The organism is Achromobacter sp. JUb104, assembly GCF_024806975.1.
In the GTDB taxonomy this organism is placed as follows: domain Bacteria; phylum Pseudomonadota; class Gammaproteobacteria; order Burkholderiales; family Burkholderiaceae_B; genus Achromobacter; species Achromobacter spanius.
Genome location: NZ_JANUEY010000002.1, coordinates 737,306 through 762,688 on the forward strand (window position 1 = coordinate 737,306; position 25,383 = coordinate 762,688).

Annotated in this window: 19 protein-coding genes; 8 read left to right on the plus strand and 11 right to left on the minus strand. The window is 65.6% G+C overall.

Going from position 1 to position 25,383, the window contains the following annotated elements:
- Positions 1–2: 2 nt before the first annotated feature.
- Positions 3–1,556, plus strand: a complete 1,554-nt coding sequence (gene pgi, locus M2361_RS15300) for a glucose-6-phosphate isomerase (protein ID WP_259250296.1) — start codon at positions 3–5, stop codon at positions 1,554–1,556.
- A 62-nt stretch (positions 1,557–1,618) separates the two neighbouring features.
- On the opposite strand, the gene M2361_RS15305 is transcribed toward pgi, so the two are convergent.
- The 10 genes from M2361_RS15305 to coq7 form a co-directional block, all read right to left on the minus strand.
- Positions 1,619–2,746 carry a glycosyltransferase family 4 protein gene (locus M2361_RS15305; RefSeq protein ID WP_259250297.1) on the minus strand — a complete coding sequence of 376 codons (1,128 nt, stop codon included), beginning with the start codon at positions 2,744–2,746 and terminating at the stop codon, positions 1,619–1,621.
- Complete coding sequence (locus M2361_RS15310; RefSeq protein ID WP_259250300.1) at positions 2,743–3,900, minus strand: glycosyltransferase; 1,158 nt, start codon at positions 3,898–3,900, stop codon at positions 2,743–2,745. Before M2361_RS15310 ends, M2361_RS15305 begins: the two co-directional genes overlap by 4 nt.
- Positions 3,897–5,012: a glycosyltransferase family 4 protein gene (locus tag M2361_RS15315; RefSeq protein ID WP_259250301.1), complete on the minus strand. Its 1,116-nt coding sequence runs from the start codon at positions 5,010–5,012 to the stop codon at positions 3,897–3,899. Before M2361_RS15315 ends, M2361_RS15310 begins: the two co-directional genes overlap by 4 nt.
- Positions 5,013–5,015: 3 nt before the next feature.
- Positions 5,016–6,947, minus strand: a complete 1,932-nt coding sequence (gene asnB / locus M2361_RS15320) for an asparagine synthase (glutamine-hydrolyzing) (protein WP_259250303.1) — start codon at positions 6,945–6,947, stop codon at positions 5,016–5,018.
- Positions 6,948–6,995: 48 nt separating this feature from the next.
- Positions 6,996–8,138: a glycosyltransferase family 4 protein gene (locus tag M2361_RS15325; protein ID WP_259250305.1), complete on the minus strand. Its 1,143-nt coding sequence runs from the start codon at positions 8,136–8,138 to the stop codon at positions 6,996–6,998.
- A complete protein-coding gene (murJ, locus tag M2361_RS15330; protein WP_259250307.1) occupies positions 8,139–9,488 on the minus strand; it encodes a murein biosynthesis integral membrane protein MurJ in 1,350 nt (449 codons plus the stop codon).
- A gap of 1 nt (position 9,489) precedes the next feature.
- Entirely contained in the window at positions 9,490–10,515 is a 1,026-nt protein-coding gene (locus tag M2361_RS15335; protein WP_259250309.1) for an SDR family oxidoreductase, read from the minus strand.
- A 10-nt stretch (positions 10,516–10,525) separates the two neighbouring features.
- Complete coding sequence (gene tviB, locus M2361_RS15340) at positions 10,526–11,803, minus strand: Vi polysaccharide biosynthesis UDP-N-acetylglucosamine C-6 dehydrogenase TviB (protein ID WP_259250310.1); 1,278 nt, start codon at positions 11,801–11,803, stop codon at positions 10,526–10,528.
- Between the two features lie 99 nt (positions 11,804–11,902).
- On the minus strand, positions 11,903–13,009 hold the full coding sequence (locus tag M2361_RS15345; RefSeq protein ID WP_050448076.1) for a glycosyltransferase: 1,107 nt from the start codon (positions 13,007–13,009) through the stop codon (positions 11,903–11,905).
- 745 nt (positions 13,010–13,754) lie between these two features.
- The gene (gene coq7, locus M2361_RS15350; RefSeq protein ID WP_404976379.1) at positions 13,755–14,432 is read right to left on the minus strand and encodes a 2-polyprenyl-3-methyl-6-methoxy-1,4-benzoquinone monooxygenase; all 678 of its coding nucleotides are present in this window, start codon (positions 14,430–14,432) and stop codon (positions 13,755–13,757) included.
- A 122-nt stretch (positions 14,433–14,554) separates the two neighbouring features.
- On the opposite strand from coq7, the gene M2361_RS15355 reads away from it, so the two are divergent.
- From M2361_RS15355 to M2361_RS15370, 4 genes are all read left to right on the plus strand, one after another.
- On the plus strand, positions 14,555–14,998 hold the full coding sequence (locus M2361_RS15355) for an OsmC family protein (RefSeq protein WP_100854429.1): 444 nt from the start codon (positions 14,555–14,557) through the stop codon (positions 14,996–14,998).
- An 8-nt stretch (positions 14,999–15,006) separates the two neighbouring features.
- Positions 15,007–15,978, plus strand: coding sequence for a thymidylate synthase (locus tag M2361_RS15360; protein ID WP_259250316.1), 972 nt, complete (start codon positions 15,007–15,009; stop codon positions 15,976–15,978).
- A 387-nt stretch (positions 15,979–16,365) separates the two neighbouring features.
- On the plus strand, positions 16,366–18,429 hold the full coding sequence (locus M2361_RS15365) for a bifunctional diguanylate cyclase/phosphodiesterase (protein WP_259250317.1): 2,064 nt from the start codon (positions 16,366–16,368) through the stop codon (positions 18,427–18,429).
- A 139-nt stretch (positions 18,430–18,568) separates the two neighbouring features.
- Complete coding sequence (locus M2361_RS15370) at positions 18,569–19,051, plus strand: dihydrofolate reductase (protein ID WP_259250319.1); 483 nt, start codon at positions 18,569–18,571, stop codon at positions 19,049–19,051.
- Positions 19,052–19,140: 89 nt separating this feature from the next.
- Here M2361_RS15370 and M2361_RS15375 read toward each other — a convergent pair whose 3' ends face one another.
- On the minus strand, positions 19,141–20,559 hold the full coding sequence (locus tag M2361_RS15375) for a PLP-dependent aminotransferase family protein (RefSeq protein WP_259250321.1): 1,419 nt from the start codon (positions 20,557–20,559) through the stop codon (positions 19,141–19,143).
- Positions 20,560–20,720: 161 nt separating this feature from the next.
- Here M2361_RS15375 and M2361_RS15380 point away from each other — a divergent pair, with 161 nt between their 5' ends.
- From M2361_RS15380 to M2361_RS15390, 3 genes are all read left to right on the plus strand, one after another.
- Complete coding sequence (locus tag M2361_RS15380) at positions 20,721–22,046, plus strand: aspartate aminotransferase family protein (RefSeq protein WP_259250322.1); 1,326 nt, start codon at positions 20,721–20,723, stop codon at positions 22,044–22,046.
- 116 nt (positions 22,047–22,162) lie between these two features.
- The gene (locus M2361_RS15385) at positions 22,163–23,656 is read left to right on the plus strand and encodes a CoA-acylating methylmalonate-semialdehyde dehydrogenase (protein WP_259250323.1); all 1,494 of its coding nucleotides are present in this window, start codon (positions 22,163–22,165) and stop codon (positions 23,654–23,656) included.
- Positions 23,657–23,795: 139 nt separating this feature from the next.
- Complete coding sequence (locus tag M2361_RS15390) at positions 23,796–25,304, plus strand: M81 family metallopeptidase (RefSeq protein ID WP_100854423.1); 1,509 nt, start codon at positions 23,796–23,798, stop codon at positions 25,302–25,304.
- The last annotated feature ends 79 nt before the right edge of the window (positions 25,305–25,383 follow it).

Below are 25,383 nucleotides of genomic sequence, written 5' to 3' on the forward strand. Positions count from 1 at the left end.
TCATGTCGCTACCGAACAGCCCAGCCTGGCAAGCATTCACCACAGCGGCCAAAGCCGCGCCCCTGCGCGGCGAACAACTCAGGGTGATCAACGCCCCGGGCCTGCGCCTGGATCTAAGCACCCAGGCGCACTCGCCCGCCCTGCACGCGGCGTCTGAAGCGCTGCTGGCCCAGCAGCAGTTCGACGCCGCCCGCGCCACGCTGTTCGACGGCGGCCACGCCAACTGGACGGAAGGACGCGCCGCCTGGCACACCGCCTTGCGCGCGGCCGAGCCGCCCGCCGCGGTAGCCAACGCCGTGCAGGCCGAACGGGATCGCTTGCGCGAATTCGTGCGCGAGGCCGACCGCGCCGACCGCTACGGTTACGTGCTGCACCTGGGCATTGGCGGCAGCGATTGGGGGCCGCGCCTGGTGAACCGAGCGCTGCGCCATGGCGGCGCGCGGCGCGAAGTGCGCTTTGCGTCGAACGTGGATTCGCATTCCGTTGCCGACGCCATGAGCCGGCTGGATCCGCACGACACGCTGGTCATCGTCGCGTCCAAATCGTTCACCACGACCGAGCCGCTGGCCAATGCGGAAGTGGCCATGAACTGGCTGCGCGACGCCGGCGTGGCCGACCCCATCAAGCAGGTGGTGGCGATCACCGCCAACGTGGAAGCCGCGCTTAACCTGGGCATCTTGCCCGACCACATCTTCCAGATCTGGGACTGGGTTGGCGGCCGTTATTCGCTATGGTCCGCCATTGGCCTGCCCATCGCGCTGGCCTTGGGCAACGATGCATTCGATCAGTTGCTGGCGGGCGCCGCGGCCATGGACGAACATTTCCGCACCGCCCCCAACGCAGAGAACGCGCCGCTGCAACTGGCGCTGGCCGGCGTGGTCAACCGCAGCGTGCTGGGCTATGACTCGCTGGTGATTGCGCCTTACGACTCGCGGCTGGTTCACCTGGTGCCCTGGGCGCAGCAGTTGGAAATGGAATCACTGGGCAAAGTCGCCACTGAAGACGGCAGCCCCGTCGGCGTACCGACCGGCCCCTCCGTTTGGGGCATGGCCGGCACCGACTGTCAGCACACGTTCTTTCAATGGATGCACCAGGACGCCATGGGCGCGCCGGTGGACTTCATTCTTTGCGAGCAGCCCGACCACGCCTATGCGCGCCACCATGAGCTGCTGATTGCCAACTGCCTGGCGCAGCGTTCGGCGCTGCTGCGGGGCAAGTCCTTCGACGAGGCGCTGGCCGAAACCTCGGCCACGGAAAGCGATCCGGCGCGCGCGCGGCTGCTTGCGCAGCATCGGGTGCATCCGGGCGGCCGTCCGTCGTCGCTGATCGTGCTGCCGCGCCTGGAGGCCTATACCTTGGGCGCGCTGCTGGCCTTGTACGAACACAAGGTGTTCGCGCAAGGCGTTATCTGGGGCATCAACCCGTTTGACCAATGGGGCGTGGAATTCGGCAAGGCGCTGGCCAAGAACATCATGCGCGAGCTGGATGCGCCGCAGACCAGCCAGCAAGACCCGTCCACCCGTTTCTGGATCGACGCGATCGCGCGCGGGCGCTAGGCGGGCTCAATCAATCCTGAATCCAAACCCGCCGAATTCGCCGTATCAGCCGTATCTGCCGATCAAGCACCTAGGGCGTCGTAGAGTTCCACATGGACGCGGGCAACGCGCTTGATGTCGAATTCACTCTCGGCCAGCGCACGCCCCGCCGCGCCCATGCGTTGACGCAAGGCGGCGTCCTCGGCCAGGCGCGCAATGGCATCCGCCAGCGACTGCGCGTCACGCACTGGCACCAGCAGCCCGGTCTGGCCGGGTTCGATGGCGTCGCGGCAGCCCGGCACGTCGGTCGTTACCACGGCGCGCCCGCATGCCGCGGCCTCGATCAACGATTTCGGCAAACCCTCGCGATACGAAGGCAGCACGGCGATATGGCTGGCCGCGTATAGCTCGGCAATGTCTGACCGTTCACCCAAGGCCTGCACGGCGCCGTCGCGCTGCCAGGCGTCCACCTCTTGCTGCGTGGCCGACGCGGGGTTACCCGCATCCAGCCCACCCACCAGTTGCATGGTCACCGGCACGCCGCGCGCGCGCAGCATGGCCGCCGCCTCGACGAATTCGCGCACGCCCTTGTCGCGCAACAGGCGCGCCACCATGGTCACCACGACGGGCGGCGCAGGCGGTTCGGGCGACGCGCGATAAGCATCCAGGTCCACCCCCGCGCCGCGAATCATGACGACCTGTTCATCGCGCACCGCACCCAGTGACTTGAGCAGGTCGCGGTCATTGGCGTTCTGGAAAATCACGCGGCTGTTCGGATGGCCCAGCGCCACGCGGTACAGGCGCGCCACCACGGCGCGCACCAGCCGCATCTTCAGGGAATTGGACAGGAACACGAAGCCCAGGCCGGAAATCGCCGCCACCATGCCCGGCACGCGGGCAATGCGCGCGGCAATGCCGCCGTACAGCACGGGCTTGATGGTGACCAGGTGCACCACGTCCGGACGCACGCGGCGAAACAGGCGTACCAGCGCCAGCAGCGTGCCCAATTCCTGCAAGGGATGCTTGCCGCTGCGCGTCATCGGAATGGCGTGATGGGTCATGCCCAGCGCCTGGATGTCTGCCACGGCGGGGCCATCCATCGTGGCCACATGCACGTCATAGCCCGCTTGCTGCGCGGCCAGCGCCACCGGCACGCGATGCGACATGAAAAACGCGGGGTTGTTGACGACGAACATCAGGCGACGGCTCATGCCTGGTCTCCGGCAATGCGGCGCCATACGGTGAGGTAATGCTGCACCATGCGCGCCAGATCAAAGTTTTCCAACACGCGCGCGCGGCCCGCCTCGCCCGCGCGTCCGTGGCCGCGCGCAGCCACGTCGCACAAGGCGGTCTCGATGCCGCGCGCCAGCGCCTCGGCTTGCTCGGGGGGCACGACGACGCCGGTGTCGGCGACGATGTAGGCGGCGTCGCCCACGTTCGTCACCACGCAGTAAACACCGCAGGCCATGGCCTCGGCCACCACGTTGGGAAAGCCCTCGGCGCAGCTGGACAGCACGTGCACGTCCAGGCCGTTCATCACGGCGGGCACATCGTCGCTGGGGCCGGCAAGGATGAGGCGGTCGCGCAGGTTCAGCTTGTCGATCAGGGCGCCAAGCTCGGCGTTGTCGGCCGTCATGCCGCGTCCGACCAGCACGCAGCGCAAGCCGCCGTCGCGGCCATCGCGCACCAGCGCGGCCACGGCACGCAGCAGGTTGGCGTGGTCTTTCAGCGGATCCCAACGCGCCACGCTGCCGATCACGGGTGCGTCTTCCGACAGCCCCCACTGCGCGCGCATGCGCGTGCGGGCTTGTGCGTCGGGCGCATAGCGCGACAAGTCGTAGCCGTTTGGAATCACCACCATGCGGTCGCGCCGGTAGCCGCGTTCGGCGTGCCGTTCGGCCGCATTCTGGGCGGCGCAGACAATGGCGCGCGGCACGCTGCCGGACAGCCATGCGCAAGCGCGCAAGACCAGGCGCGCCGACCGGCTGCTGCGTTCAAGATGCGCGCCCGAATTGCGGATGCCCCAGGCGACCGCGCGCACGCCGGCCATCCGCGCGGCCAGGCCGCCGATCAGGTCCGCGTGATACATCCAGGTCTGCACGACGTCTGGGCGCTGGGTGGCGATCAGCCGGCGTAACGTCAAAAAGCCGCTTGCGCTTACACGCCCGCGTTTCATGCCCAAGGCATGCACGGGCACGCCGGCGGCGCGCAGGCGCTCGCCATAGATACCTTCGTCGGTCAGCGACACAACCGTGTGCGACACGCCCGTTTCCGGGTACGTCGCCAAGCGCATCAACACGGATTCCGCGCCGCCCTGCCCCAGGCCGGTGATGACATGCAGCACGCGCAAGGCGGGGGTGCTCATCGCCCCTCCCGCACCGCGTCGAACAGTTCATCCCATTCGGACAGCACCGTATCCAGGGCGTAGCGCTGGCGCACGGCCGTAGCGGCGCGCGCGCCCAGTTGCCGACGCAGCATCGGGTCGCTCATGACGCGCTGCAAGGCGTCTTGCAAGGCACTGGCGTCGCCAGCGGGCACCAGCAAGGCGTCCTGGCCGTCGCGCGTCATTTCGCGAGGGCCACTGGGGCAGTCGAAAGCCACGCAAGGCAGGCCCAGCGACATGGCTTCCAGCAAGACATTCGGAAAGCCTTCCACCAGCGAGCTCAGCACAAAAGCCTGGCCGCGCGCGAGTTCTTCCCACGGCGCTTCGGTGCGGCCCGGCAGGCTCACGCGCGATTGCAGGCCCAGCTTTTCAATCTGCGCCTCCAGCGGCGCGCGCTCGGGGCCTTCGCCCCAGATACGCAGGTTCCAGTCGGGGTGCGACGGCGCCAATTGCGCGAACACATTGATCAACAGATCGAACTGCTTGTCGGGCACCAGACGGCCCATCGCCAACAATTCACGCGGGCCATCGTCTTCACGCTGAACCACGCGCGGCGCGTCGAGCAAGGGCGCGGGCAAGGGGTTGGGAATGACGGCCAGGCGCTTGATGCCCGGCACCTGACGCGAGAACGGGCCGGCGGTGTCTTCGGCTTGCACCGTCACCATGTCCGCGCGCGGGTACAGCAGGCGGCGCAGCTTGCGCCACACCGTGCCGGTGGTGGTTTCGGCCACGGGGTTGGTGCGTTCGCAAACGATAAGCGGCACGCCCAGGCCCCGCGTGGCAAGGATGGCGGCCACGTTGACGTTGGTCAGGAAAGACACGACCACATCGGGCTTGGTGTCGCGGATGTGCTTGCGCAAGGCCATCAGGCGCTTGAACGCGGCCATGCCGCCCGATGCTCTGGTGCCGGCGATATCGGCCAGCCAGGCGAGGGTGACCTTGTCCGACACGGGATAAAAGCAGGTGCCCTTGGACGAATAGGTAGGCGTCAGCGTGACGGTGTCGCCGCGTTCGGCCCAGGCATTCACCAGCGTTGCGGCGACGCGTTCGGCGCCGCCCGCGTGCATGGAACTGACCAACATCAATATTTTCATGCGTTAACGACTCCCAATCGTTCCCCCTTGATCCGGTGCGGCACGATAGCGGTCCAGCCAGGCCTGCATCATCAGCACGCCCCACAGGTGACTGTCCCAGTTGCGATGGCCCGAGGTGTGTTCGCGCCATTTGCGCAGGATGGGCTCGGGTTCGAACCAGCCTTCCTGGCGCAGCCGGGCGGGGTCGAGCAGCGCATCGGCCCATTCGCGCAACGGTCCGCGCAGCCAGGCGGCCAGCGGTACGGCGAAGCCGCGCTTGGGGCGGTCCACCAGCGCCTGCGGCACATGGCGATGCAGCACCTGGCGCAGCAGCCATTTACCGGTGTTGCCGCGCACCTTGTACTGATGCGGCAGGCTCCAGGCGAATTCATAAACGCGATGGTCGATCAGCGGCACGCGCGTCTCCAGGCTCACCGCCATGGCGGCGCGATCCACCTTGACCAGGATGTCATCGGGCAGATAGGTAATCGTGTCCAGCTTCATCATGGCTTCGAAGGTCGAGCCCTGCATGTCGCGCGCAAATTCCGACACGGGTTCCACGCCGCCCTTGACCACCTGCGTGGGGTCGGCCCAGTACGACACGAAGTGGCGATAGAAGTCGCCGCGTGTATCGGCGCGCAGCAGCTCGCCCAGCTTGCCGACCTTGCCGCGCCAGGCGCCGCGCCCGGGCAGGTGGGTGGTTGCGGAAAGCATCGCGCCAGCGGGCTTGCGCAGCATCGCGGGCACGCGCTCGCACTGCTGCCACCAGTTATTCACGCGGAAGTAGCGCGAATAGCCGCCGAAGAGTTCATCGCCGCCGTCGCCCGACAGGGCTACGGTGACGTGCTGACGCGCCATCTTGGTGACGAGCGACGTGGGAATCTGCGACGAATCGGCGAACGGTTCGTCGTACATGTCGGCCAGCGACGGCACCACCGCCAGCGCGTCGTCCGCGGTGACGTAGAGCTCGGTGTGGTCGGTGCCCAGATGCGTGGCGACGGCCTTGGCGTGCTGCGCCTCGTCGTAGCCTTTCTCGTGGAAACCGATGGCGAAGGTGCGTACCGGCTTGGCGCTTTGCGCCTGCATCAGCGCCACGATGGTGGACGAGTCAATGCCGCCCGACAGGAAGGCGCCCAGGCTGACGTCCGACAGCATCTGGCCGCCCACCGCCTTGGACAGCACGCTTTCCAGCGCCTGGGCAGCCTCGGCGTCGGACCCGAACGACAGCGGCGACCGGGCCGCGCTGTCGGCCGCTTCGCGCGCGGACCAATACACGCGCGGTTCCGGCATGCGGCGGCTGCGGGTATCGTCGGCGGTGAACTCCACCCAGGTGCCAGGGGGCAGCTTGGCAATGCCCTGGTAGATGGATTGCGGCGCCGGAATATAGTTGTGGCGCATGAACGAGGCCAGCGCGTTGCGGTTCAGGTCGCGGCCGAATCCGGGGATGGGCATGAGGCCCTTCAACTCGGATGCAAACACCAGCTCGGCGCCCGAATAGCCGTAGTACAGCGGCTTTTCGCCCATGCGGTCGCGCGCCAGCATCAGCTTGCGCGACGCGCGATCCCACAGGGCAATGGCGAACATGCCGACCGCGGCCTGCAAGGTGGCCTCGATGCCCAGCGCGGTGAAGCCGGCCAGCAGCGTTTCGGTATCGGAATGGCCGCGCCAGGACGGCGCCAGGCCTGATTTCTCAAGCTGCTGGCGGATGTCCAGGTGGTTGTAGATCTCGCCGTTGAACACCATCACATAACGGCCGCAAGCGGACGTCATGGGTTGATGGCCGGCTTCGGTCAGGTCCAGGATGGCCAGGCGCACGTGCCCCAGCGCCACTTCGGCTTCCGGGTCTTCCCAGAAGCCGTTGCTGTCCGGCCCGCGATGGCGGATGCGACGGCAGCTTTCGGCCAGCACGCGCTCCTTGTTCCCGATGGGGCCCCAAATTCCGACTATTCCACACATGATGAGGTTCTCGTGGTCACCGTAGCAACGGCGCGCGCCGCGCGGACCCTAGTGGCCCGGCTCGCGCACGCCGTCAAAAAGTTCTTGCCATTGCTGCAACACGCGCGCGGCGGAAAAGCGGTCGCGCACATCGGTTGCCGCTTGCGCCATCCGCTGGCGCCTTGCGTCGTTTTCCATCACATCGGACAGCGCCTTGCACAAGGCCGGTACATCGCCATTGGGCCGCACCAGCACGCCGTCGATGCCGTCGCGCACGATCTCGCGCGGTCCGGTATCGCAATCGAACGAGACGGCGGCCAAGCCGCTGGCCATGGATTCAAGCAAGGTATTGGACAGCCCCTCAAAGCGCGAGGTCAGCACATACAAGTCGGCGCTGTCGTACCAGTCGCCCACATTGCCGGCGCGGCCGGGCATCAAGATACGCGAGGCCAGGCCGGCCTGGTCGACTTGTGCTTGCAGCGCGCCGCGTTCATGGCCTTCGCCCAGAATAACCAGATCCCAATCCGGATGCGATGGGGCCAGCGCGGCAAACGCCTGGATCAGCAGGTCAAACCCCTTGTCCGCGTGCAACCGGCCAACCGCCAGCAGGCGCTTGCGGCCATCGGACGTGGGCGGCGCCAACAAGGGCTCGGCGCGCGGCAAGGGCCAATGCACCGGGTTGGGGATGACGGCCAGGCGCGAGCCCGGCACGTGCTGTTCGATCCAGTCGGCCGTACCACGGGTCAGCGCGACGACTCGCGCGGCGCGCGGGTAGGTGATGCGGCGCAAGCGCTGCCACAGACCGGACAGCGTCTGCGACGGCGGATGCGTGTGCTCCGTGGCGATGACCCGGCACGGGATGCCCGCGCACGCCAGCACCGACAGCACCGACGCCGTGGTCATCATGCCCAGCACGATGTCGGGGCGGAATTCCTTGACCACGCGGCGCAGCGCCCGCACGCGCTGCACGTTGCTCCAGATGCCGCGCAAGCCGCCACCCTCGCCCTCCGTATGCAGGACTTCGCGGCGCACCTTGGGATGCAGCGCGTAGACGTCGCCGTCCGCGCTGGCCTGGGTCACCACCATGACCTCGCGGCCCATGCCGGCCCAGTGCGCGCTCAGGTCTGCGGCAACGCGCTCAGCGCCGCCGCCATGCAGCGAATGAATAAACAGCAGCACGCGCAATGCGCGGCCGGAGTCGGCGTCGGACATTCAATCGGCCTCTTTGGGTTCGGCCTTGCGCAGGGCCACCACCAGGTAGCACGCGAAGGACAGCACATACATGAGGCTGGTTGCCAGCATGATGCCGGCCGCGCCCATCTTGGGCGCCAGCACGGTGTTCAACACCGCTTTCAGCGCAAAGTTGGCCACGGCGATGGCGGCCATGATGCGGTAGCGGTTTTGGCTGGCCAGCAACTGCACCAGGATCAGCACGCCAAAATAGAAAGGCAGTTGCAACAGGCCCCAGCGCAGCACATGCGCGACGACTTCGGTGTTTTCAGCCGTGAAGGCGCCGCGCTCGAACAGCACGGCCACGCCCCACGGGGCCAGCACCCAGCCGATGGCGACGACCGCGGCGCCCGCTCCCACCATCAGCACGGACCACTTCAGCGCCATGCTGCGCGCGCGGGCCGTATCGCCGCGCGCTTGCACATCGGCCAGCACGGGCAGCGCTGCGCGCCCGACCGACACCGCGCCGATGCCCAGCAGCAACGACAACAAGCGGCTGGCATAACCCAGCGTGGCGTTGGCGTTGGCGCCCAGGTTGGCGGCGGCGTACTGGTCCAGCGGGCCGACAAAGCTCATCGCCACCTGGCCGATCAGCATGACGCCGGCCGCGCCCATCAATTCGGGCCAGTGCGGCGACCGCAGCGTCAACCGTGGCGCGCCCCAGAATCCGCCATCGGCACGCGCGGCCAGCCACGCAAGCCACACGGTCTGGATGGCATAGCCCACCAGCGTGCCCCACAGCAGCGGGCCCACGCCGTCGGCGCTGACGGCCAGCATGACCCAGGCCAGTGTCGCCACGGCGGGCACGCTGTCCAGCAAGGTATTGACGTGGCGTTCATGCGCGCGCAGCCGCGCGGCGCTGATGCCGGCGATGAGCAGCAACGCCGACACCGGGGCGAAGGCGATGAGCAGGTCGCCCGTCATGCCGCGCACGCGCTCGGGCAAGCCCTTGCCCAAGGCGTCCACAACATACGGCCAGGCGAACCAGGTTGCGATGGCCAGCGCGATACCGGCCGCGGCCACCCAGCCTTGCAGCTCTTTGATGAATTGGTCGCGTTCGGCGTCGTCCGCGCGGCGCAGGCGCACCAGCACGGGAATCAAGACCACCGACAGCACGCCCACGATGGTGACCGGCAGCCAGGTGGCCATGGTCATCGTGAACTGGTAGGCATCCACGGCGTCGCTGACGCCGTAGCGGTACGCCACCGCCATCTCTTTGATGGCGCCGGCCGCCTTGCCCAGCAGCAGAAACACCGCCACCCGGAACGCGCCCTTGAAGATGCGCTGGTGGTCCGGGTGGATGTTGCCGAGTTTTCGGACGAGTGCTTTCAAATCAACGCAGGAATTGCGTGTACCAGGGCATGGCCACTTCCAGGCCTTGCAGCACGGTGTGCGAAGGCGCGTAGCCCAGCAGTCGACCCGCCTTGCTGACGTCAGCCTGGGAATGGCGCACGTCGCCGGCGCGGAAATCCGCGTAGACGGCTTGCTTGCCATAGTTCACGTTTTGGTTGCCCAGGGCCTTGACCAAAAAGCCGAACAGGTCGTTCAAGGTGCTGCGGCCGCTGACGGCCACGTTGTAGACCTGGTTGCGGGCTTCGGGCGGCGCCATGGCGGCCAGCAGGTTGGCCTGAACCGCGTTGTCCACAAAGCAGAAGTCGCGGCTGGTTTCGCCGTCGCCGTTGATGGTGACGTCTTCGCCCTTGATCATGGCGGCGGTCCACTTCGGGATCACGGCGGCATAGGCGCCGTCCGGGTCCTGGCGCTTGCCGAACACGTTGAAGTAGCGCAGGCCCACGGTTTCAAAGCCGTAGGAACGCGCGAACACGTCGGCGTACAGCTCGTTCACGTACTTGGTGACGGCGTAGGGCGACAGCGGCTTGCCGATGTTTTCTTCAACCTTGGGCAAGGCCGGGTGGTCGCCGTAGGTCGAGCTGGAGGCAGCGTAGACAAAGGACTTCACGCCGGCGTCGCGCGCGGCGACCAGCATGTTCAGGAAGCCGCCGATGTTCACCTCGTTGGTGGTGATCGGGTCTTTCAGCGAACGTGGCACGGAACCCAGGGCGGCCTGGTGCAGGACAAAGTCCACCCCCTCGGCCGCGCGTTGGCAAGCAGCCAGGTCGCGGATATCGCCTTCCACGAAGGTGAAGCGCGCCCATTGCTCGGCCGTGACCGAGTTGCGCACTTCATCCAGATTTCGTTGGTGGCCGGTGGCGAAGTTGTCCAGGCCGGTAACGGTCTGGTTCAACTTCAACAGCGTTTCCAGCAGGTTCGAGCCGATAAAGCCGGCGCAGCCCGTTACCAGCCATTTACGCGGCGCGGCGGCCAGTTCCTGCTTGATGGTTTCATAGCGAGTCGTCATGGCGAAATCCTTACAGGCGCAGGTCGGATTCGGCGGGCGACAGCACGTACTTCAGGTCATACAGCACGTGTTGCGACTTGCCCAGCTTGCGGATGCCTTCGGCGCCCATGGCCTTGAATTGGTTGTGCGCCACCGCCAGGATCACGGCGTCGTACTTGCCTTCTTCGAGCTTGGCCACCGGGGTCAGGCCGTATTCGTGCACGGCTTCGTCGGGATCGACCCACGGGTCGTAGACGTCCACATCAACGTTGTAGTCGCGCAGCTCGCTGACGATGTCAACGATGCGGGTGTTGCGCAGGTCGGGGCAGTTTTCCTTGAAGGCCAGGCCCATGACCAGCACGCGCGCGCCTTGCACATGGATACGCTGCTTGGTCATGCACTTGACCAATTGCGACACCACGTAGCCACCCATCGAATCGTTCAGGCGACGACCGGCAAGGATGATCTCGGGGTGGTAGCCGATGGACTGCGCCTTGTGCGTCAGGTAGTACGGGTCCACGCCGATGCAGTGGCCGCCGACCAGACCCGGGCGGAACGGCAGGAAGTTCCACTTGGTGCCCGCGGCTTGCAGCACGGCTTCGGTGTCGATGCCCATCTTGTTGAAGATCAGGGCCAGTTCGTTGATCAGCGCAATGTTCACATCGCGCTGCGTGTTCTCGATCACCTTGGCGGCTTCGGCCACGCGGATGCTGGACGCCTTGTGCGTGCCGGCAGTGATGATTTCCTTGTACAGCTGGTCGACCAGCTCGGCGACTTCGGGCGTGGAACCGGAAGTGACCTTCTTGATCGTGCTGACGCGGTGTTCCTTATCGCCCGGGTTGATACGCTCGGGGCTGTAGCCCGCGTAGAAATCCACGTTGAACTTCAGGCCCGACACGCGTTCCAGCACCGGCACGCAATCTTCTTCGGTGGCGCCGGGGTACACGGTGGATTCATAGATGACGATGTCGCCGCGCTTGAGCACCGCGCCGATCGTTTCGCTGGCCTTGACCAACGGGGTCAGGTCCGGCTGCTTGTATTCGTCGATGGGCGTGGGAACGGTCACGATGAACACATTCGCCTGGCCGAGTTCGGCGCGGTCGGCGGTGTAGCTCAACTGAGCGGCTTCGGCCAGCTCTTCATCGCTGACTTCCAGCGTGTGGTCGTGGCCCGCCTTCAAGGCGTCAATACGGCGCGTATTGATATCAAACCCGATGACCGAACGCTTCTTGCCGAACTCCACCGCCAAGGGCAGACCGACGTAGCCCAGGCCCACGACAGCGAGTTTCACATCCTGAATTCGCAACATAACTCTCCCTTCACCGTAAGACGTTTACGGCATTCTAAATATGGTCGGGTGATTGATGATTCACGAGCCCCCGGCGGCAGTCGCCGGGGCACTCAACACTTAATCCGAGGTCTTCAACACGGACGGCAACAGCAGCCACCCCGGGCGACGCCAGGACACCAGGCGGGCGTACAGCCAGACGTAGACGCTGGCGAACACCACCAGGCTGGCGCCCAAGGCCCACGCGTTGTCCCACCAGATGGTGGCCGGCACCAGGCCGATCAGCGCCAGCACCCACATGTAGGGCGACGCCATCGCGTTGCACAGCGCCGGCACCGCATGGCGGCGGCCACGGCTGAAGGTCACGCGGACCAGCCGACGGAACACCAGTTGGTGCAGGTGCAGCGCGTCCGGCTGGTCAACCGGCACGCCACGCTTGAAGCGGCGGCGCCAGATTGAAAAGCCGGTTTCAAAAACGGGGTAGAACAGCACGGCCAGCGCATAGAAAGGCGACACCGACGGATTGCGCACCACCAGCAACACGGCCAGCTCGGCCAGCATGAAGCCCAGGAAGTACGCCCCGCCGTCGCCCAGGAAGACGCGGCCGAACGGGAAGTTCCAGACCAAAAAGCCCAGGGTGGCGGACGCCAGGGCGGCCGCGATCATGAAGATGGGCACGTCGCCCACTTGCAGCGCCACCAGGCTGATCGACACCGCCATCAGCGTGGCGACCATGCCGGCCAGGCCGTTCATGCCGTCCACGATATTCAGCGCATGGGTACAGCCGCCAACGGCAAACATGGTGAACAGCAGCGATACGGGCCAGTACGACAGCACGTAATCCACCGGGGCCATGCCGACACGGCTGACGCCGCCCAACAGCCACCAGGCAATCGCCGCCGACAGGAAAGCCGCCAGCAAGCGCTTGCTGGCGCCGATGTCTTTGGTGATGTCTTCGAGCAGGCCGGCCACGAAGACCGGCAAGGCGGCAACGAACAACGCCGGCCAAAGCCAGGTCAGCGTCATGTTGGCGGGGCCCAGCACCAGCAGGCCCAGCAGGGTGCCGGCCAGCACGGCCAGGCCGCCAACGCGGGGCGTGGCTCGGGAATGGTTCGCTTGCGGTTTGTTGAGGTCGCTGTCGCCGGTGAAGCGGCCATGCCAGCGCTCCGACCACACGATGAGTCCCCCCACCATGAACGCGACCACGCAGATATACAGCCAGGTCACTCGATCACCTTTCTTGGTCTATGGAGACAGGCCCGCCATTATCGGGGGCAGGTGTAACGCCCATATATGGGAGGGATAAGGAAGTGCAATTCACGGGCACGAAACGTAACTCCCGGGTCAGGGGCGTTCTTTCGCGCGGAAGTCCAGGATTCATGCAGGCGATTGTAGATCTTTCCGCCTGGGCGCATACGAAATATCCCAGGGAAAACGCGGAGGCCTCCATAGGGTGGAGGCGTTGTCCTTCCCAGGCGCCCGACGGGTCCATCACTTAAAAAAGGGACGGATTAAACGCACGCAAAAAAAAGCCCGAGATCGTGAGATCTCGGGCTAAATCCACCAAAGGAGGAGGGTGGAGGAGACAACCGTGGCATGTTGGGAGCTGACCTTCTGCTCGCTTTGCTGTCGGGGTTTTGCACCGCGCCGACTGCGTTTCAACATCCGATGTGTGAATATTAACGAGGTTTTTTGTGCGATGCAAGAATTTTTTTGATCTCTGTAAAAGGTCAATTTCTGCGTTGCGTTTTCGCTGCAAATCTAGCGCCCACCCCTTGGAAACCCGCGCTAACAAATGACTTGGCCGAAAAAAGGGTTTTTGCCGAACGGGTAAACCCCTTGGGGATTTACCCTCGTCGGTGTCGGGTAATCCCGCCTGGATTCATGCACCATCTTGGTGCGTCTCGCACCACGATGCGGCCACATTGGTGCATCGCAACATTGCCGCAAAACGCGACCAAACCGTCCTGCTTCAGATCCAGTACGCCGTCGTCGTCATCACTTTGGACATCGCCCGCATGGCCGTCTTTACAGGGCCAGGCAGTGGTACGCCCCCTGCCCGCTCGGCGCTGGCCCGGTGTTCCGCTTCGTCGTCTTTCATCTTCCGGACGACCTCGCGCGAGCGTTCGTCCTGCACCGGCAAGGTGCGTAAATGCTCTTCCAGATGGGCCTCGACCTGCTTTTCGGTTTCGGCCATGAAACCCAGGTTGCGCGGCACGCCGGCGGCGCTGGCCAGCACGCCCAGGGCGAACGAGCCGGCGTACCAGACCGGGTTCAGCAGGCTGGGTCGGCTGTTCAATTCCGTCAGGCGCTCGTTGCACCAGACCAGATGATCCACTTCCTCGGCCGCGGCATTCAGCAGCAGCGCGCGCGGGGCGGGCTCACGGCACACCGAGGCTTGGCCGCGATACAGCGCCTGGGCGCAGATTTCGCCCACGTGGTTCACGCGCATCAACCCGGCGGCGTGGCGCTTTTCCTCTGCCGTCAGCGTGTCGGGCGCTTCAGGCGCCTTGGCGGGATACGGCCGTCCGGCCGTGGCGCTGTTGGACAAGACACGCAAGGCGCGGTCCGCTTCGGCCAGCAGGGCATCCAGGGGACCGACGCGACGGCGCAAGGAAACAGTTCCAGATTGGGACATGGCGATGGGCATGGGCGACTCCTCTGCAAGACTGAGCACACACCCCTGATGCGGGGCGGGGCTCTCATGCCTGGAATTGTACGCAACGGGTATCATCGGCCATTGACTGCGCGCAATGTGGAAGGACACTCAAAATGGAATGCACGATAGACTGGGGCGGCCCCAACGGCATGCTCTTTACCGCCAGCACTGGCAGCGGCCATGTGGCCGTGATGGATGGCGCCGTTGACGGCGGCGGCCACAACCTGGCGCCCCGCCCGATGGAAATGCTGCTGGCCGGCACCGGCGGCTGCACGGCCTACGACGTGGTACTGATCCTGAAGCGTGGACGCCACGCCGTCACCGGTTGCAGCGTCAAGCTGCAAGCGGATCGCGCCGAAACCGACCCCAAGGTCTTTACCCGCATCCATTTCGCCTTCACCGTCACGGGCCGCAACCTGCCCCAGGCGGCGGTGGAACGCGCCGTGCAGTTGTCGCACGAAAAGTACTGCTCGGCCTCGGCCATGCTTGAGAAAACCGCGGCGATGACCTTTTCGGTCGAGATCGTCGACACCCAGGACGCGCCGGCCGCAGCCTGAGGACCGCCATGAAACAATATCTAGACCTCGTCCAATCCATCCTGGACACCGGCTCGTGGCAGGAAAACCGGACGGGCATCCGCACGATCAGCATGCCGGGCGCCTCGTTGCGATTCGACCTGCAAAAAGGCTTTCCCGCCGTCACCACCAAGAAACTGGCCTTCAAATCCGCCATCGGCGAAATGGTCGGATTCCTGCGTGCCTCGCGCAGCGCGGCCGAATTCCGTGAACTGGGCTGCAAGGTCTGGGACCAGAACGCCAATGAAAACAGCCAGTGGCTGGCCAACCCGTACCGGGAAGGCCCGGACGACCTGGGCCCCGTGTACGGCGTGCAATGGCGCCAATGGCCTGCGTACAAGCTGCTGGACGCCAGCCGACCGGCCCAGGTTGAAGATGCCTTGGCGCGCGGTTACGCCAAGGTCGCGGACCTGGAAGAAGGCGGCGTGCCGAAGGTACTGCTATATAAAGCGGTGGACCAGTTGCGCCAGTGCCTGGACACCATCCACGAGCGCCCGGGCGACCGCCGCATCCTGTTCCATGGCTGGAACTGGGCCCAGATCGAAGAAATGGCGCTGCCGCCCTGCCACCTGCTGTACCAGTTCCTGCCCAACGCGACGACGCGCGAGATTTCGCTGTGCCTGTATATCCGCTCAAACGACGTGGGCCTGGGCACGCCGTTCAATCTGACGGAAGGCGCCGCGCTGCTGCATCTGGTGGGTCGCCTGACCGGCTACACGCCGCGCTGGTTCACCTACTTCATCGGCGACGCGCACATCTACGAAAATCACCTGCCGATGCTGCGCGAACAGCTTACCCGCGAGCCCTACGAATCGCCCAAGCTGGTGCTGTCCGACCGCATCCCTGATTTCGCCGTCACCGGGCGCTATGAACCGGAGTGGCTGGAAAAGGTGGAACCGACCGACTTCTCCCTGTCCGGCTACACCCATCACGCGCCGCTCACCGCCCCCATGGCCGTGTAAGATCGCGCTCGGCTTGCCGGTCCTTCGGCGGCCCGGCCATACCGGGCTCGCGAGCCATAAGTGAAGATTGGTGAGCTTCTGGAAGCGCGATTTCGGTATAACCCATCCCTTAGCCCAGGACGCGCGTCCAGACCCCCGCGCGCGCCCAGGCTTCCGACCGGCTCATGCCGCGCCGCGCCTGCCACTTGCCGCGCTACCGCGTGGCGCGCCCGGCGGCACCGACCGCAGGCATTGCTTGCCACATCCCCCTTCCCGACAAGAGAGTACGTAGATCGCCAGCGTCGACAGCAGCAATCGTCTTGCGACCCAATTGCAACTGTTGACTACTAATTGATTTGATTTGAGGCCGGCGCGTCGGCAGTAAGCGCTTAGGACAGGACCGCACAAATGCTCGTTGGAACTTATAACCCTTCGCTCGTCCTCGTATCTCTAGGGGTCGCCATCCTGGCGTCATATACGGCGTTGGGCATGGCCAACCGTGTGCGGGCCTCGAACGGGCTGCCGGCGGCGCGCTATTGGCTGGCGGGCGGCGCGTTCGCCATGGGCGTCGGGATCTGGTCGATGCACTTTGTGGGCATGCTGGCCTTCAATCTGCCCATCCCGATGGGCTACGACCTGCCGCTGACGATACTGTCGCTGGCCATCGCCATCGGCTGCTCGGCCTTTGCGCTGTGGATCGTGTGCAAGGACGAACTGCCTTGGCGCCGCTTGCTCAGCGGCGCGCTGCTGATGGGAGCCGGGATCGCCGCGATGCACTATCTGGGCATGGCGGCCATGAGGATGGCGCCCGGCATCGTCTACGACGCGAAGTGGTTCGCGCTGTCCATCGTGATTGCGGTGGTGGCCTCGGGCGCCGCGCTATGGATTACCTACCGGCTGCGCCACGACGGACCGCGCGTGGCCTTGTCGCGGCCGCTGGCGTCGGTGGTCATGGGCATCGCCATCGTCGGCATGCATTATTCGGGCATGGAAGCCGCCGGCTTCCCCGCCGGCAGCATCTGCATGGCGGCCGATGGCGGGATCTCGGCGGGCTGGCTGGCCATCGCCGTGACGGCCGTGACCCTGAGCGTGCTGGCGATTGCGCTGGTGGTGGCGGTGCTGGACAACCGGCTGGAGGCGCGCACGTCGGCGCTGGCTTCATCCCTGGCCGAAGCCAATGAAGAACTGGTGCAGTTGGCCCTGCACGACACGCTGACCAAGCTGCCCAACCGCATCTTGCTGGAAGACCGCATGGAGCAGGCCATCGAGAGCGCGAGCCGGCGCAAGGGCTATTTTGCCGTGCTGTTCTTTGACCTGGACGGTTTCAAGGCGGTGAACGACGCCTACGGCCACCACACGGGCGATGCCTTGCTGATCGACCTGGCCCAGCGCATCCGCCAAGCCCTGCGCACGCAGGACACGGTCGCGCGCCTGGGCGGTGACGAATTCATCGTGCTAAGCGAAGTCATCGAGCCCACCGACGCCGCCAACGTGGCCGACCGGCTGATCGAAGCCATCGCGCGCCCGGTCATGGTCTATGGCCACGAAGTGCTGGTGACCTCCAGCGTGGGCATCGCCATCTACCCGAACGACGGCGAAGACACCCACACGCTGCTGACCAACGCCGACGCCGCCATGTACCACGCCAAGCGCCTGGGCGGCACCGGCTACAGCTTCTTCGAGCCGTCCATGAACGCGGACGCGCACGAGCAGATCGAGCTGCTGCACGACCTGCGCCTGGCGCAGGAGCGCGACCAGTTCGTGCTGCACTATCAGCCCAAATATGAAGCCCCCGCCGGGCCGATCATCGGCGCCGAGGCGCTGCTGCGCTGGAACCATCCCACGCGCGGTCTGGTCGGGCCGGACCAGTTCATTCCCACTGCTGAAAAGACGGGCTTGATCCTGTCGATCGGCGAATGGGTGATCAACGAGGCGTGCCGGCAGATGCGGGAATGGATCAACGCCGGCCAGTCGCACTGGACCATCGCCGTCAATATTTCAGCCTTGCAGTTTGCCCACGCCAGCCTGGTGGAAACGGTGCGCGGCGCGCTGGCGCGGCACGATGTGCCCCCTTCCTGCCTGACGCTGGAAGTCACCGAGTCCACCGCCATGCGCGACGCCGAGGCCAGCCTGGCCGTGCTCAAGCGCCTGTCGGGCCTGGGCGTCACGATCTCGATCGACGATTTCGGCACCGGCTATTCCAGCCTGCTGTATCTGAAGCGCCTGCCGGCGACGGAATTGAAGATCGACCGCGGCTTTGTGAATCAACTGGAAAACGACAACGAGGATGCGGCGATCGTGGCGGCCATCGTCGCGTTGGCGCAGCAGTTGAACCTGCGCATCGTCGCCGAGGGCGTGGAAACCGCCGCGCAGCAGAAGTTCCTGACGGGGCTGGGCTGTGATTCGCTGCAAGGATTTTTGCTGGGCCGGCCGATGCCCGCGACCGAATTCCTGGAACACGCGGCAAACTGAGCTGGGTTCGGCGGGGCCGGTGCCTGGTGATCAGGGCGGCGAGACAGCCCTCCCGCGTCCCAGCAGGCGACCGAATTTGCTACGCTTACGCCGTCGCCCGGGCCGACTTCCGGCCCCGCCCCAACCGTAGCCAACCCGCATGCCCGCCAGCCTTACCCTGATCGTCGCCTACTCCACCAATCGCGTCATCGGACGCGATAACACCCTGCCCTGGAAACTACCGGGCGATCTGGCGCACTTCAAGCGCAGCACGCTGGGCCATCCCATCATCATGGGCCGCAAGACCTGGGATTCCCTGGGCCGCCCGCTGCCGGGCCGCAGCAATATCGTGATCAGCCGTAATCCGGATTTCAGTGCAGCCGGCGCCACCGTGGTGCCGACGCTGGAAGCCGCTATCGCCGCGTGCGGCGATGTGCAGGAAGCCTTCGTGATCGGCGGCGCGCAGATCTACGCGCAAGCGCTGCCGATGGCGCAACGGGTGCTGGCGACGGAAGTGCACGCCGACGTGGAAGGCGACGCGTTCTTTCCGTTATTGCCGTCGTTTCAGTGGAAGGAAACGGCGCGTGACGCGCAGCCGGCGGAGAACGGCTATGAATACGATTTTGTGGTTTATGAGCGGTGAGGGGTGCGGGGGGCCGGGCTGATGGGTTGCGCGCGGGCAGCGATGGGATTTTTCTGACCGCTGTGCCGCGCTTCACCCATCCTACCGATTTAGGCCGCGCCCGCATTCCGCATGAATCGCCACAACGCCGGCGCCTCGGAATACGCCACGTTGAAACGTACCCAGGGCGTGTCCGCCTCGTCCACGTCGAAATACGACCCCGGCGCCAGCCAGATGCCGTCCTTCAACGCCAGCTCCGCCAAGCCATTGGCGCCACGCTCGCGCCATGTTCCCGCCACCTTCGCCCATAGAAACAAACCACCTTGCGGCCGGCCATGGATCTCGAAACCGTGTTGCCGCATCTGCTCGGCCACCACCCCATGCGCCTCGGCCAGCCGTTCGCGGGTGCGGGCGATGTGCGCGCGGTAGCGGCCTTCGCGGATCACCTGGTGCACGATGCGCTCCATGATCTCCGGCGACGTCAGTCCCACCGCCATCTTGGTGCGCGCAATATCCCGAACCAGGTCGCGGTGCGCCACCACATACCCCACGCGCACCGACGGGCTGATCACCTTGGAATACCCGCCCAGGTAAACCACCCGCTGCGCACCATCCAGCGCTGCCAGCATCGGCGTCACGCCCGGCGCCAGTTCGCGCGAGATATCGTCTTCAATCACCCACAAGCCATGCCGCTCGGCCGCTTGCAAGATACGGAACGCATTGGCCATGCCGATGCTGGCGCCCGACGGGTTCTGCAACACGGTATTGATGAACAGCGCGCGCGGCCGATGCAGCGCCGCCACGCGCTCCAGCGCTTCGCAGTCCAGCCCGTCCACCGTGCGCGGTACCGACACCACCCGCAGCCCCGCCAGCCGCAGCAGCTGCAACAGGTTGGCGTAGGCGGGCTGCTCGACCACCACCGTGTCGCCCGGCCGCAGCAAGGTGCGGATGACCATGTCCAGGCCATGCGTGACCCCTTGGGTCAGCAGCACCTGTGACGCCTCCACCTCCATCCCTTGTGCACTCAAACTGGCCGCGATGGTTTCACGCAGCGGCGCATAACCGTAGGGGTGCCCGTAATTGGCGATGCGCATCGCCGGCACCCGGCCCATGTGGCGCAGAGCCACATGCAGCCCCTCTTCATTCAGCCATTCCCCTGGCAGCCAGCCGCAGCCCGATTTGATGGGGATGGAGTGGTCGGCAAAGATGTCGGACAGCAGCCAGCCCGCATTCAGGCGCGGCGGTTCCCATGACAGCGGTTCGCCCCGGCGCGCAGGTGCGTCCGGCGAGGCCACCCGATAGCCCGCACCCGGCCTCGCGGCCAGCCAACCCAGCGACACCAGCCGGCTATAGGCGCTGGCCACGGTGAAGGTGCTGACGCCGTACTGGCGCGCGAACTCGCGCACCGAGGGTAGGGACATACCCGGACGCAGGGTTTGTTCTTCAATGGCGCGCAGGATGGCCGCCACCAGTTGTTCCACCAGAGTGGGCGCCAGTCCGCGAGCGCGGTTGGGCTGGAAATCAATCACGACGATAACTGTACAGTTGAGCCACTCGTGACTATACAGTTAGCGGCCTTTGCGCAGATCGTATATTTTCATTCCCCCTGGGACGGACCAGAATCAACTGAATCCCGGCGGCAGCGCCTTTTCCCTTGCTGCGCAGCCGTTTCGTTCTCCCTGGAGCCGCCATGAACGCCCCCGCCAATTTGCCCGACTTGTCCCATCTCTGGATGCCCTTCACTGCCAACAAGCAGTTCAAGGCCCACCCGCGCATGCTGGCAACGGCCAAAGGCATGTACTACACCTCGGCCGATGGCCGTCAAATCCTGGACGGCACCGCCGGCCTGTGGTGCGTCAACGCCGGCCACGGCCGCGAGGAAATCGTCGAGGCCATCTCCCGCCAGGCCGGCATCATGGACTACGCGCCGGGCTTCCAACTGGGCCACCCGCTGGCCTTCGAAGCCGCCACCGCAGTCGCCAGCCTGATGCCCCAAGGGCTGGACCGCGTCTTCTTCACGAACTCGGGTTCCGAATCCGTCGACACGTCCCTGAAAATTGCACTGGCTTATCACCGCGCGCGCGGCGACGGCCAGCGCACCCGCCTGATCGGCCGTGAACGCGGCTATCACGGCGTGGGCTTTGGCGGCATTTCGGTCGGTGGCATCTCGACCAACCGCAAGACCTTCTCGGGCGCGCTGCTGCCCTCGGTTGACCATCTGCCGCACACCCACAACCTGGAGCAGAACGCCTACTCCAAGGGCCAACCCGCGTGGGGCGCCAACCTGGCCGAAGAACTGGAACGCATCGTGGCGCTGCACGACGCCTCCACCATCGCCGCCGTGATCGTCGAGCCCATGGCGGGCTCCACCGGCGTGCTGATTCCGCCCAAGGGCTACCTGGAAAAGCTGCGCGAAATTACCTCCAAGCACGGCATCCTGCTGATTTTTGACGAAGTCATCACCGCCTACGGCCGCCTGGGCGCCGCCACCGCGTCCGAATTCTTCGGCGTCACGCCGGACATCATCGCCATGGCCAAGGGCGTCAGCAACGCCGCCGTGCCGGCCGGCGCGGTTGCCGTCAAGCGCGAAGTCCACGACGCCATCGTCAACGGCCCGGCGGGCGGCATTGAATTCTTCCACGGCTACACCTATTCGGCGCACCCGCTGGCCGCCGCCGCCATCCTGGCAACGCTGGACATCTACCGCCGCGAAGACCTGTTCGGCCGCGCCCGCAAGTTGTCGGGCGCGTTCCAGGAAGCCGCGCACAGCCTGAAGGGCGCGCCGCACGTCATCGACGTGCGCAACCTGGGCCTGGTTGCCGGCATTGAACTGTCGCCGCGCGCGGGCGCACCGGGCGCACGCGCCGGCGAGGTCTTCCAGAAGTGCTTCGACAGCGGCCTGATGGTGCGCTATACCGGCGATATCATCGCCGTGTCGCCCCCGCTGATCATCGACGAAGCCCAGATCGGCCAGATCTTCGAACAGATCGGGAAGATCCTGAAGGAAGTCGCGTAAATCCGATGATGACGCTGCCCTTGCGGCCGCGCCGCAACCCATGACACCTCTTGCGGGCGGCCCTGTGCCGCCCGCAAGAGGTTTTTGAAGAATCACCGCCCAGAGCCTTTCGCACCATGAAGAAGATCTCCCATTTCATCAACGGCCAGCATTTCGATGGCCGCAGCAGCCGCTACGCCGACGGCTTCAATCCGGCCACGGGCGAAATCTGCTCGTCCATTCCGCTCGCCTCGACCGAAGATGTGGCGCTGGCCGTGGCGGCCGCCAAGGCAGCGTTCCCGGTCTGGTCGGAAACCCCCGCGCTCAAGCGCGCCCGCATCCTGTTCAACTTCAAGGCGCTGCTGGACCAGCACCAGGACGAACTGGCCGAGCTCATCACCCGCGAACACGGCAAGGTGTTCTCGGATGCCAAGGGCGAAGTCATGCGCGGCATCGAGATCGTCGAATTCGCCTGCGGCATTCCGCAACTGCTCAAGGGCCAGTATTCCGACCAGATCGGCGGCGGCATCGACAACTGGAGCATGCGCCAGGCCCTGGGCGTGGTGGCCGGCGTGACGCCGTTCAACTTTCCGATGATGGTGCCGTGCTGGATGTTCCCGGTGGCCATTGCCTGCGGCAACACCTTCGTGCTCAAGCCGTCTGAACGCGACCCGTCGGCGTCCCTGCGCCTGGCCGAACTGCTGACCGAAGCCGGCCTGCCCCCCGGCGTCTTCAACGTGGTGCATGGCGACAAGCTGGCCGTGGACGCGCTCATCGGGCACCCGGACGTCGAAGCGCTGTCGTTCGTGGGTTCGACCCCCATCGCCGAATACATTTATTCCGAAGGCACCAAGCGCGGCAAGCGCGTGCAGGCGCTGGGCGGGGCCAAGAATCACTTGGTCGTCATGCCCGATGCCGACCTGGACCAGGTCACCGACGCCTTGATGGGCGCGGCCTACGGCTCGGCCGGCGAGCGCTGCATGGCGATCTCGGTGGCGGTGGCGGTGGGTGACGTGGCCGACAAGGTTGTCGAACGCCTGGCCCCGCGCGTGAAGGCACTGATCGTCAAGGACGGCATGAACGCCGACGCCGAGATGGGTCCGCTGGTTACCGCGCAGCATCGCAACAAGGTCATGGGCTACATCGAAGACGGCATCGCGGCGGGCGCGGACCTGGTCGTCGATGGCCGTGGCCTGAAGGTGCCCGGCAACGAAAAGGGCTACTTCCTGGGCGGCACGCTGTTCGACAACGTCAAGCCCGCCATGAACATCTATCGCGAAGAAATCTTCGGACCGGTGCTGTGCATCGTGCGCGTGCCCGACTTCGCCAGCGCGGTTGAACTGATCAACGCGCACGAGTTCGGCAACGGCGTGGCGTGCTTCACGTCGGATGGCGGCGTAGCGCGTGCGTTCGCGCGCCAGATCAAGGTCGGCATGGTGGGCATCAACGTGCCGATTCCCGTTCCGATGGCATGGCATTCGTTCGGCGGCTGGAAGCGTTCGCTGTTTGGCGACCACCACGCCTACGGCGAAGAAGGCATCCGCTTCTACTCGCGCTACAAGAGCGTGATGCAGCGCTGGCCCGACAGCATCGCCAAGGGCGCGGAATTCACCATGCCCGTGGCGAAGTAAGCCACGCGCGCGCCTTTACGTTTTCATCGCACTGTATTCAAGAAGGATGCATTACCCGGCTTTTGCATAGGGCGCGGCTTCGGCCGCGCCCGGCCAGTACCACGACACAGCAACATCAAACAACACAAGGGGATGCCTGATGCGCATCGGTATAGGCGGCTTTCAGCACGAAACCAATACGTTCGCGCCTTCGCGCGCAACGTGGGAAGATTTTGCCGAGAAAGGCGGCGGTTGGCCAAAACTGGTCAGCGGCCCCGCGATGTTCCAAGCCGTGGCAGGCGCCAACATTCCCGTGGCGGGCTTCATCGAAGCCATGAGCCAGCACACGCTTGTGCCCACCACCTGGGCCGCGGCCAGCCCGTCGGGCCCGGTCACCAAAGACGCTTTTGAACGCATCAGCGCGTTGATCTTGCAAGGCTTGTCCGACGCCCTGCCGCTGGACGGCGTCTACCTGGACCTGCATGGCGCCATGGTCACCGAACACCTGGACGACGGCGAAGGCGAACTGCTCAAGCGCGTGCGTGATCTGGTCGGCCCCGATGTGCCCGTGGTCGCCAGCCTGGACCTGCACGCCAACGTCACGCGCGCCATGGTGCGCCACGCCGACGCGCTGGTCTGCTATCGCACGTATCCCCACATCGACATGGCCGAAACCGGGCAACGCGCCGCGTCGCTGCTGTCCCTGCGGCTGGCCGGCATGCCGCGCCCGTACGCATCGCTGCGCGCCCTGCCCTACCTGATTTCACTGTGCTGGCAGTCCACCGACATCGAACCCTCGCGCAGCCTGTACGCGCAAGTGGGCGAGATTGAATCGCGCGGCGCTACCAGCTTGTCATTCGCCACCGGCTTTCCCGCAGCTGACTTCCCCGAATGCGCGCCCACCGTGTGGGCCTACGGCGCGACGCAAGCCGAAGCCGACGCGGCCGCCGCTGAAATGGCGCGCGCCGTGCTGAACGCTGAACGCGACTTCGGCGGCAAGCTCTACACGCCCGATGAAGCCGTGGAAGAAGCCATGCGGATCGCGCGCGACGCCAACAAGCCCGTCGTCATCGCCGACGCACAAGACAACCCCGGCGCGGGCGGCAGTTCGGACACCACGGGCATGCTGCGCGCCTTGATCCGCCACGATGCGCGCGACGCCGCCATCGGCCTGATCGTCGACCCCGCCGCCGCTCTCGCCGCGCACCGCGCGGGCGTCGGAAACAAGGTACGGATTGCACTAGGTGGACACTCGGGTATTCCCGACGACGAGCCGCTGGACAGCGAATTCATCGTCGAGAAAACGTCAGATGGACGCTTCGATACGCACGGCGCTTTCTACCGCGGATTCCACATGGACCTGGGCCCCAGCGCCTGCCTGCGCATCGGCGGCGTACGCATCATCGTCGCGTCGAACAAGGTGCAGATGGCGGACCAGGAGATGTTCCGGTTCGCCGGCGTGGAACCCACGCGCGCCGCGATTCTGGTGGTGAAGAGCTCTGCGCATTTCCGCGCGGATTTCACGGCCATCGCGCAAACGATCCTGGTCTGCGCCGCCCCCGGCTCCATGCTGATGGATGCGGCAAAACAACCATGGACACGGTTGCGTCCCGGCATCAGAATGGCGCCTTGCGGGCCGGTGTTTTCCGGCCGGGCCGCAACCGCCTGACCCTCGTACGCCGCCATCGAGCGGCGCGTTAACGACGTAGCGGCCGACCGTGCCGCTCACACCGCTTCAAGGGGAATCT

Bases quoted from the DNA above. Each gene is read 5' to 3' on its own strand.
- M2361_RS15305 (WP_259250297.1), bottom strand. From the start codon at position 2,746: ATGAGCCGTCGCCTGATGTTCGTCGTCAACAACCCCGCGTTTTTCATG.
- pgi (WP_259250296.1), top strand. From the start codon at position 3: ATGTCGCTACCGAACAGCCCAGCCTGGCAAGCATTCACCACAGCGGCC.
- M2361_RS15360 (WP_259250316.1), top strand. From the start codon at position 15,007: ATGAAACAATATCTAGACCTCGTCCAATCCATCCTGGACACCGGCTCG.
- M2361_RS15335 (WP_259250309.1), bottom strand. From the start codon at position 10,515: ATGACGACTCGCTATGAAACCATCAAGCAGGAACTGGCCGCCGCGCCG.
- M2361_RS15325 (WP_259250305.1), bottom strand. From the start codon at position 8,138: ATGTCCGACGCCGACTCCGGCCGCGCATTGCGCGTGCTGCTGTTTATT.
- M2361_RS15370 (WP_259250319.1), top strand. From the start codon at position 18,569: ATGCCCGCCAGCCTTACCCTGATCGTCGCCTACTCCACCAATCGCGTC.
- asnB (WP_259250303.1), bottom strand. From the start codon at position 6,947: ATGTGTGGAATAGTCGGAATTTGGGGCCCCATCGGGAACAAGGAGCGC.
- M2361_RS15310 (WP_259250300.1), bottom strand. From the start codon at position 3,900: ATGAGCACCCCCGCCTTGCGCGTGCTGCATGTCATCACCGGCCTGGGG.
- tviB (WP_259250310.1), bottom strand. From the start codon at position 11,803: ATGTTGCGAATTCAGGATGTGAAACTCGCTGTCGTGGGCCTGGGCTAC.
- M2361_RS15385 (WP_259250323.1), top strand. From the start codon at position 22,163: ATGAAGAAGATCTCCCATTTCATCAACGGCCAGCATTTCGATGGCCGC.
- M2361_RS15390 (WP_100854423.1), top strand. From the start codon at position 23,796: ATGCGCATCGGTATAGGCGGCTTTCAGCACGAAACCAATACGTTCGCG.
- M2361_RS15315 (WP_259250301.1), bottom strand. From the start codon at position 5,012: ATGAAAATATTGATGTTGGTCAGTTCCATGCACGCGGGCGGCGCCGAA.
- M2361_RS15380 (WP_259250322.1), top strand. From the start codon at position 20,721: ATGAACGCCCCCGCCAATTTGCCCGACTTGTCCCATCTCTGGATGCCC.
- coq7 (WP_404976379.1), bottom strand. From the start codon at position 14,432: ATGCCCATCGCCATGTCCCAATCTGGAACTGTTTCCTTGCGCCGTCGC.
- M2361_RS15355 (WP_100854429.1), top strand. From the start codon at position 14,555: ATGGAATGCACGATAGACTGGGGCGGCCCCAACGGCATGCTCTTTACC.
- M2361_RS15365 (WP_259250317.1), top strand. From the start codon at position 16,366: ATGCTCGTTGGAACTTATAACCCTTCGCTCGTCCTCGTATCTCTAGGG.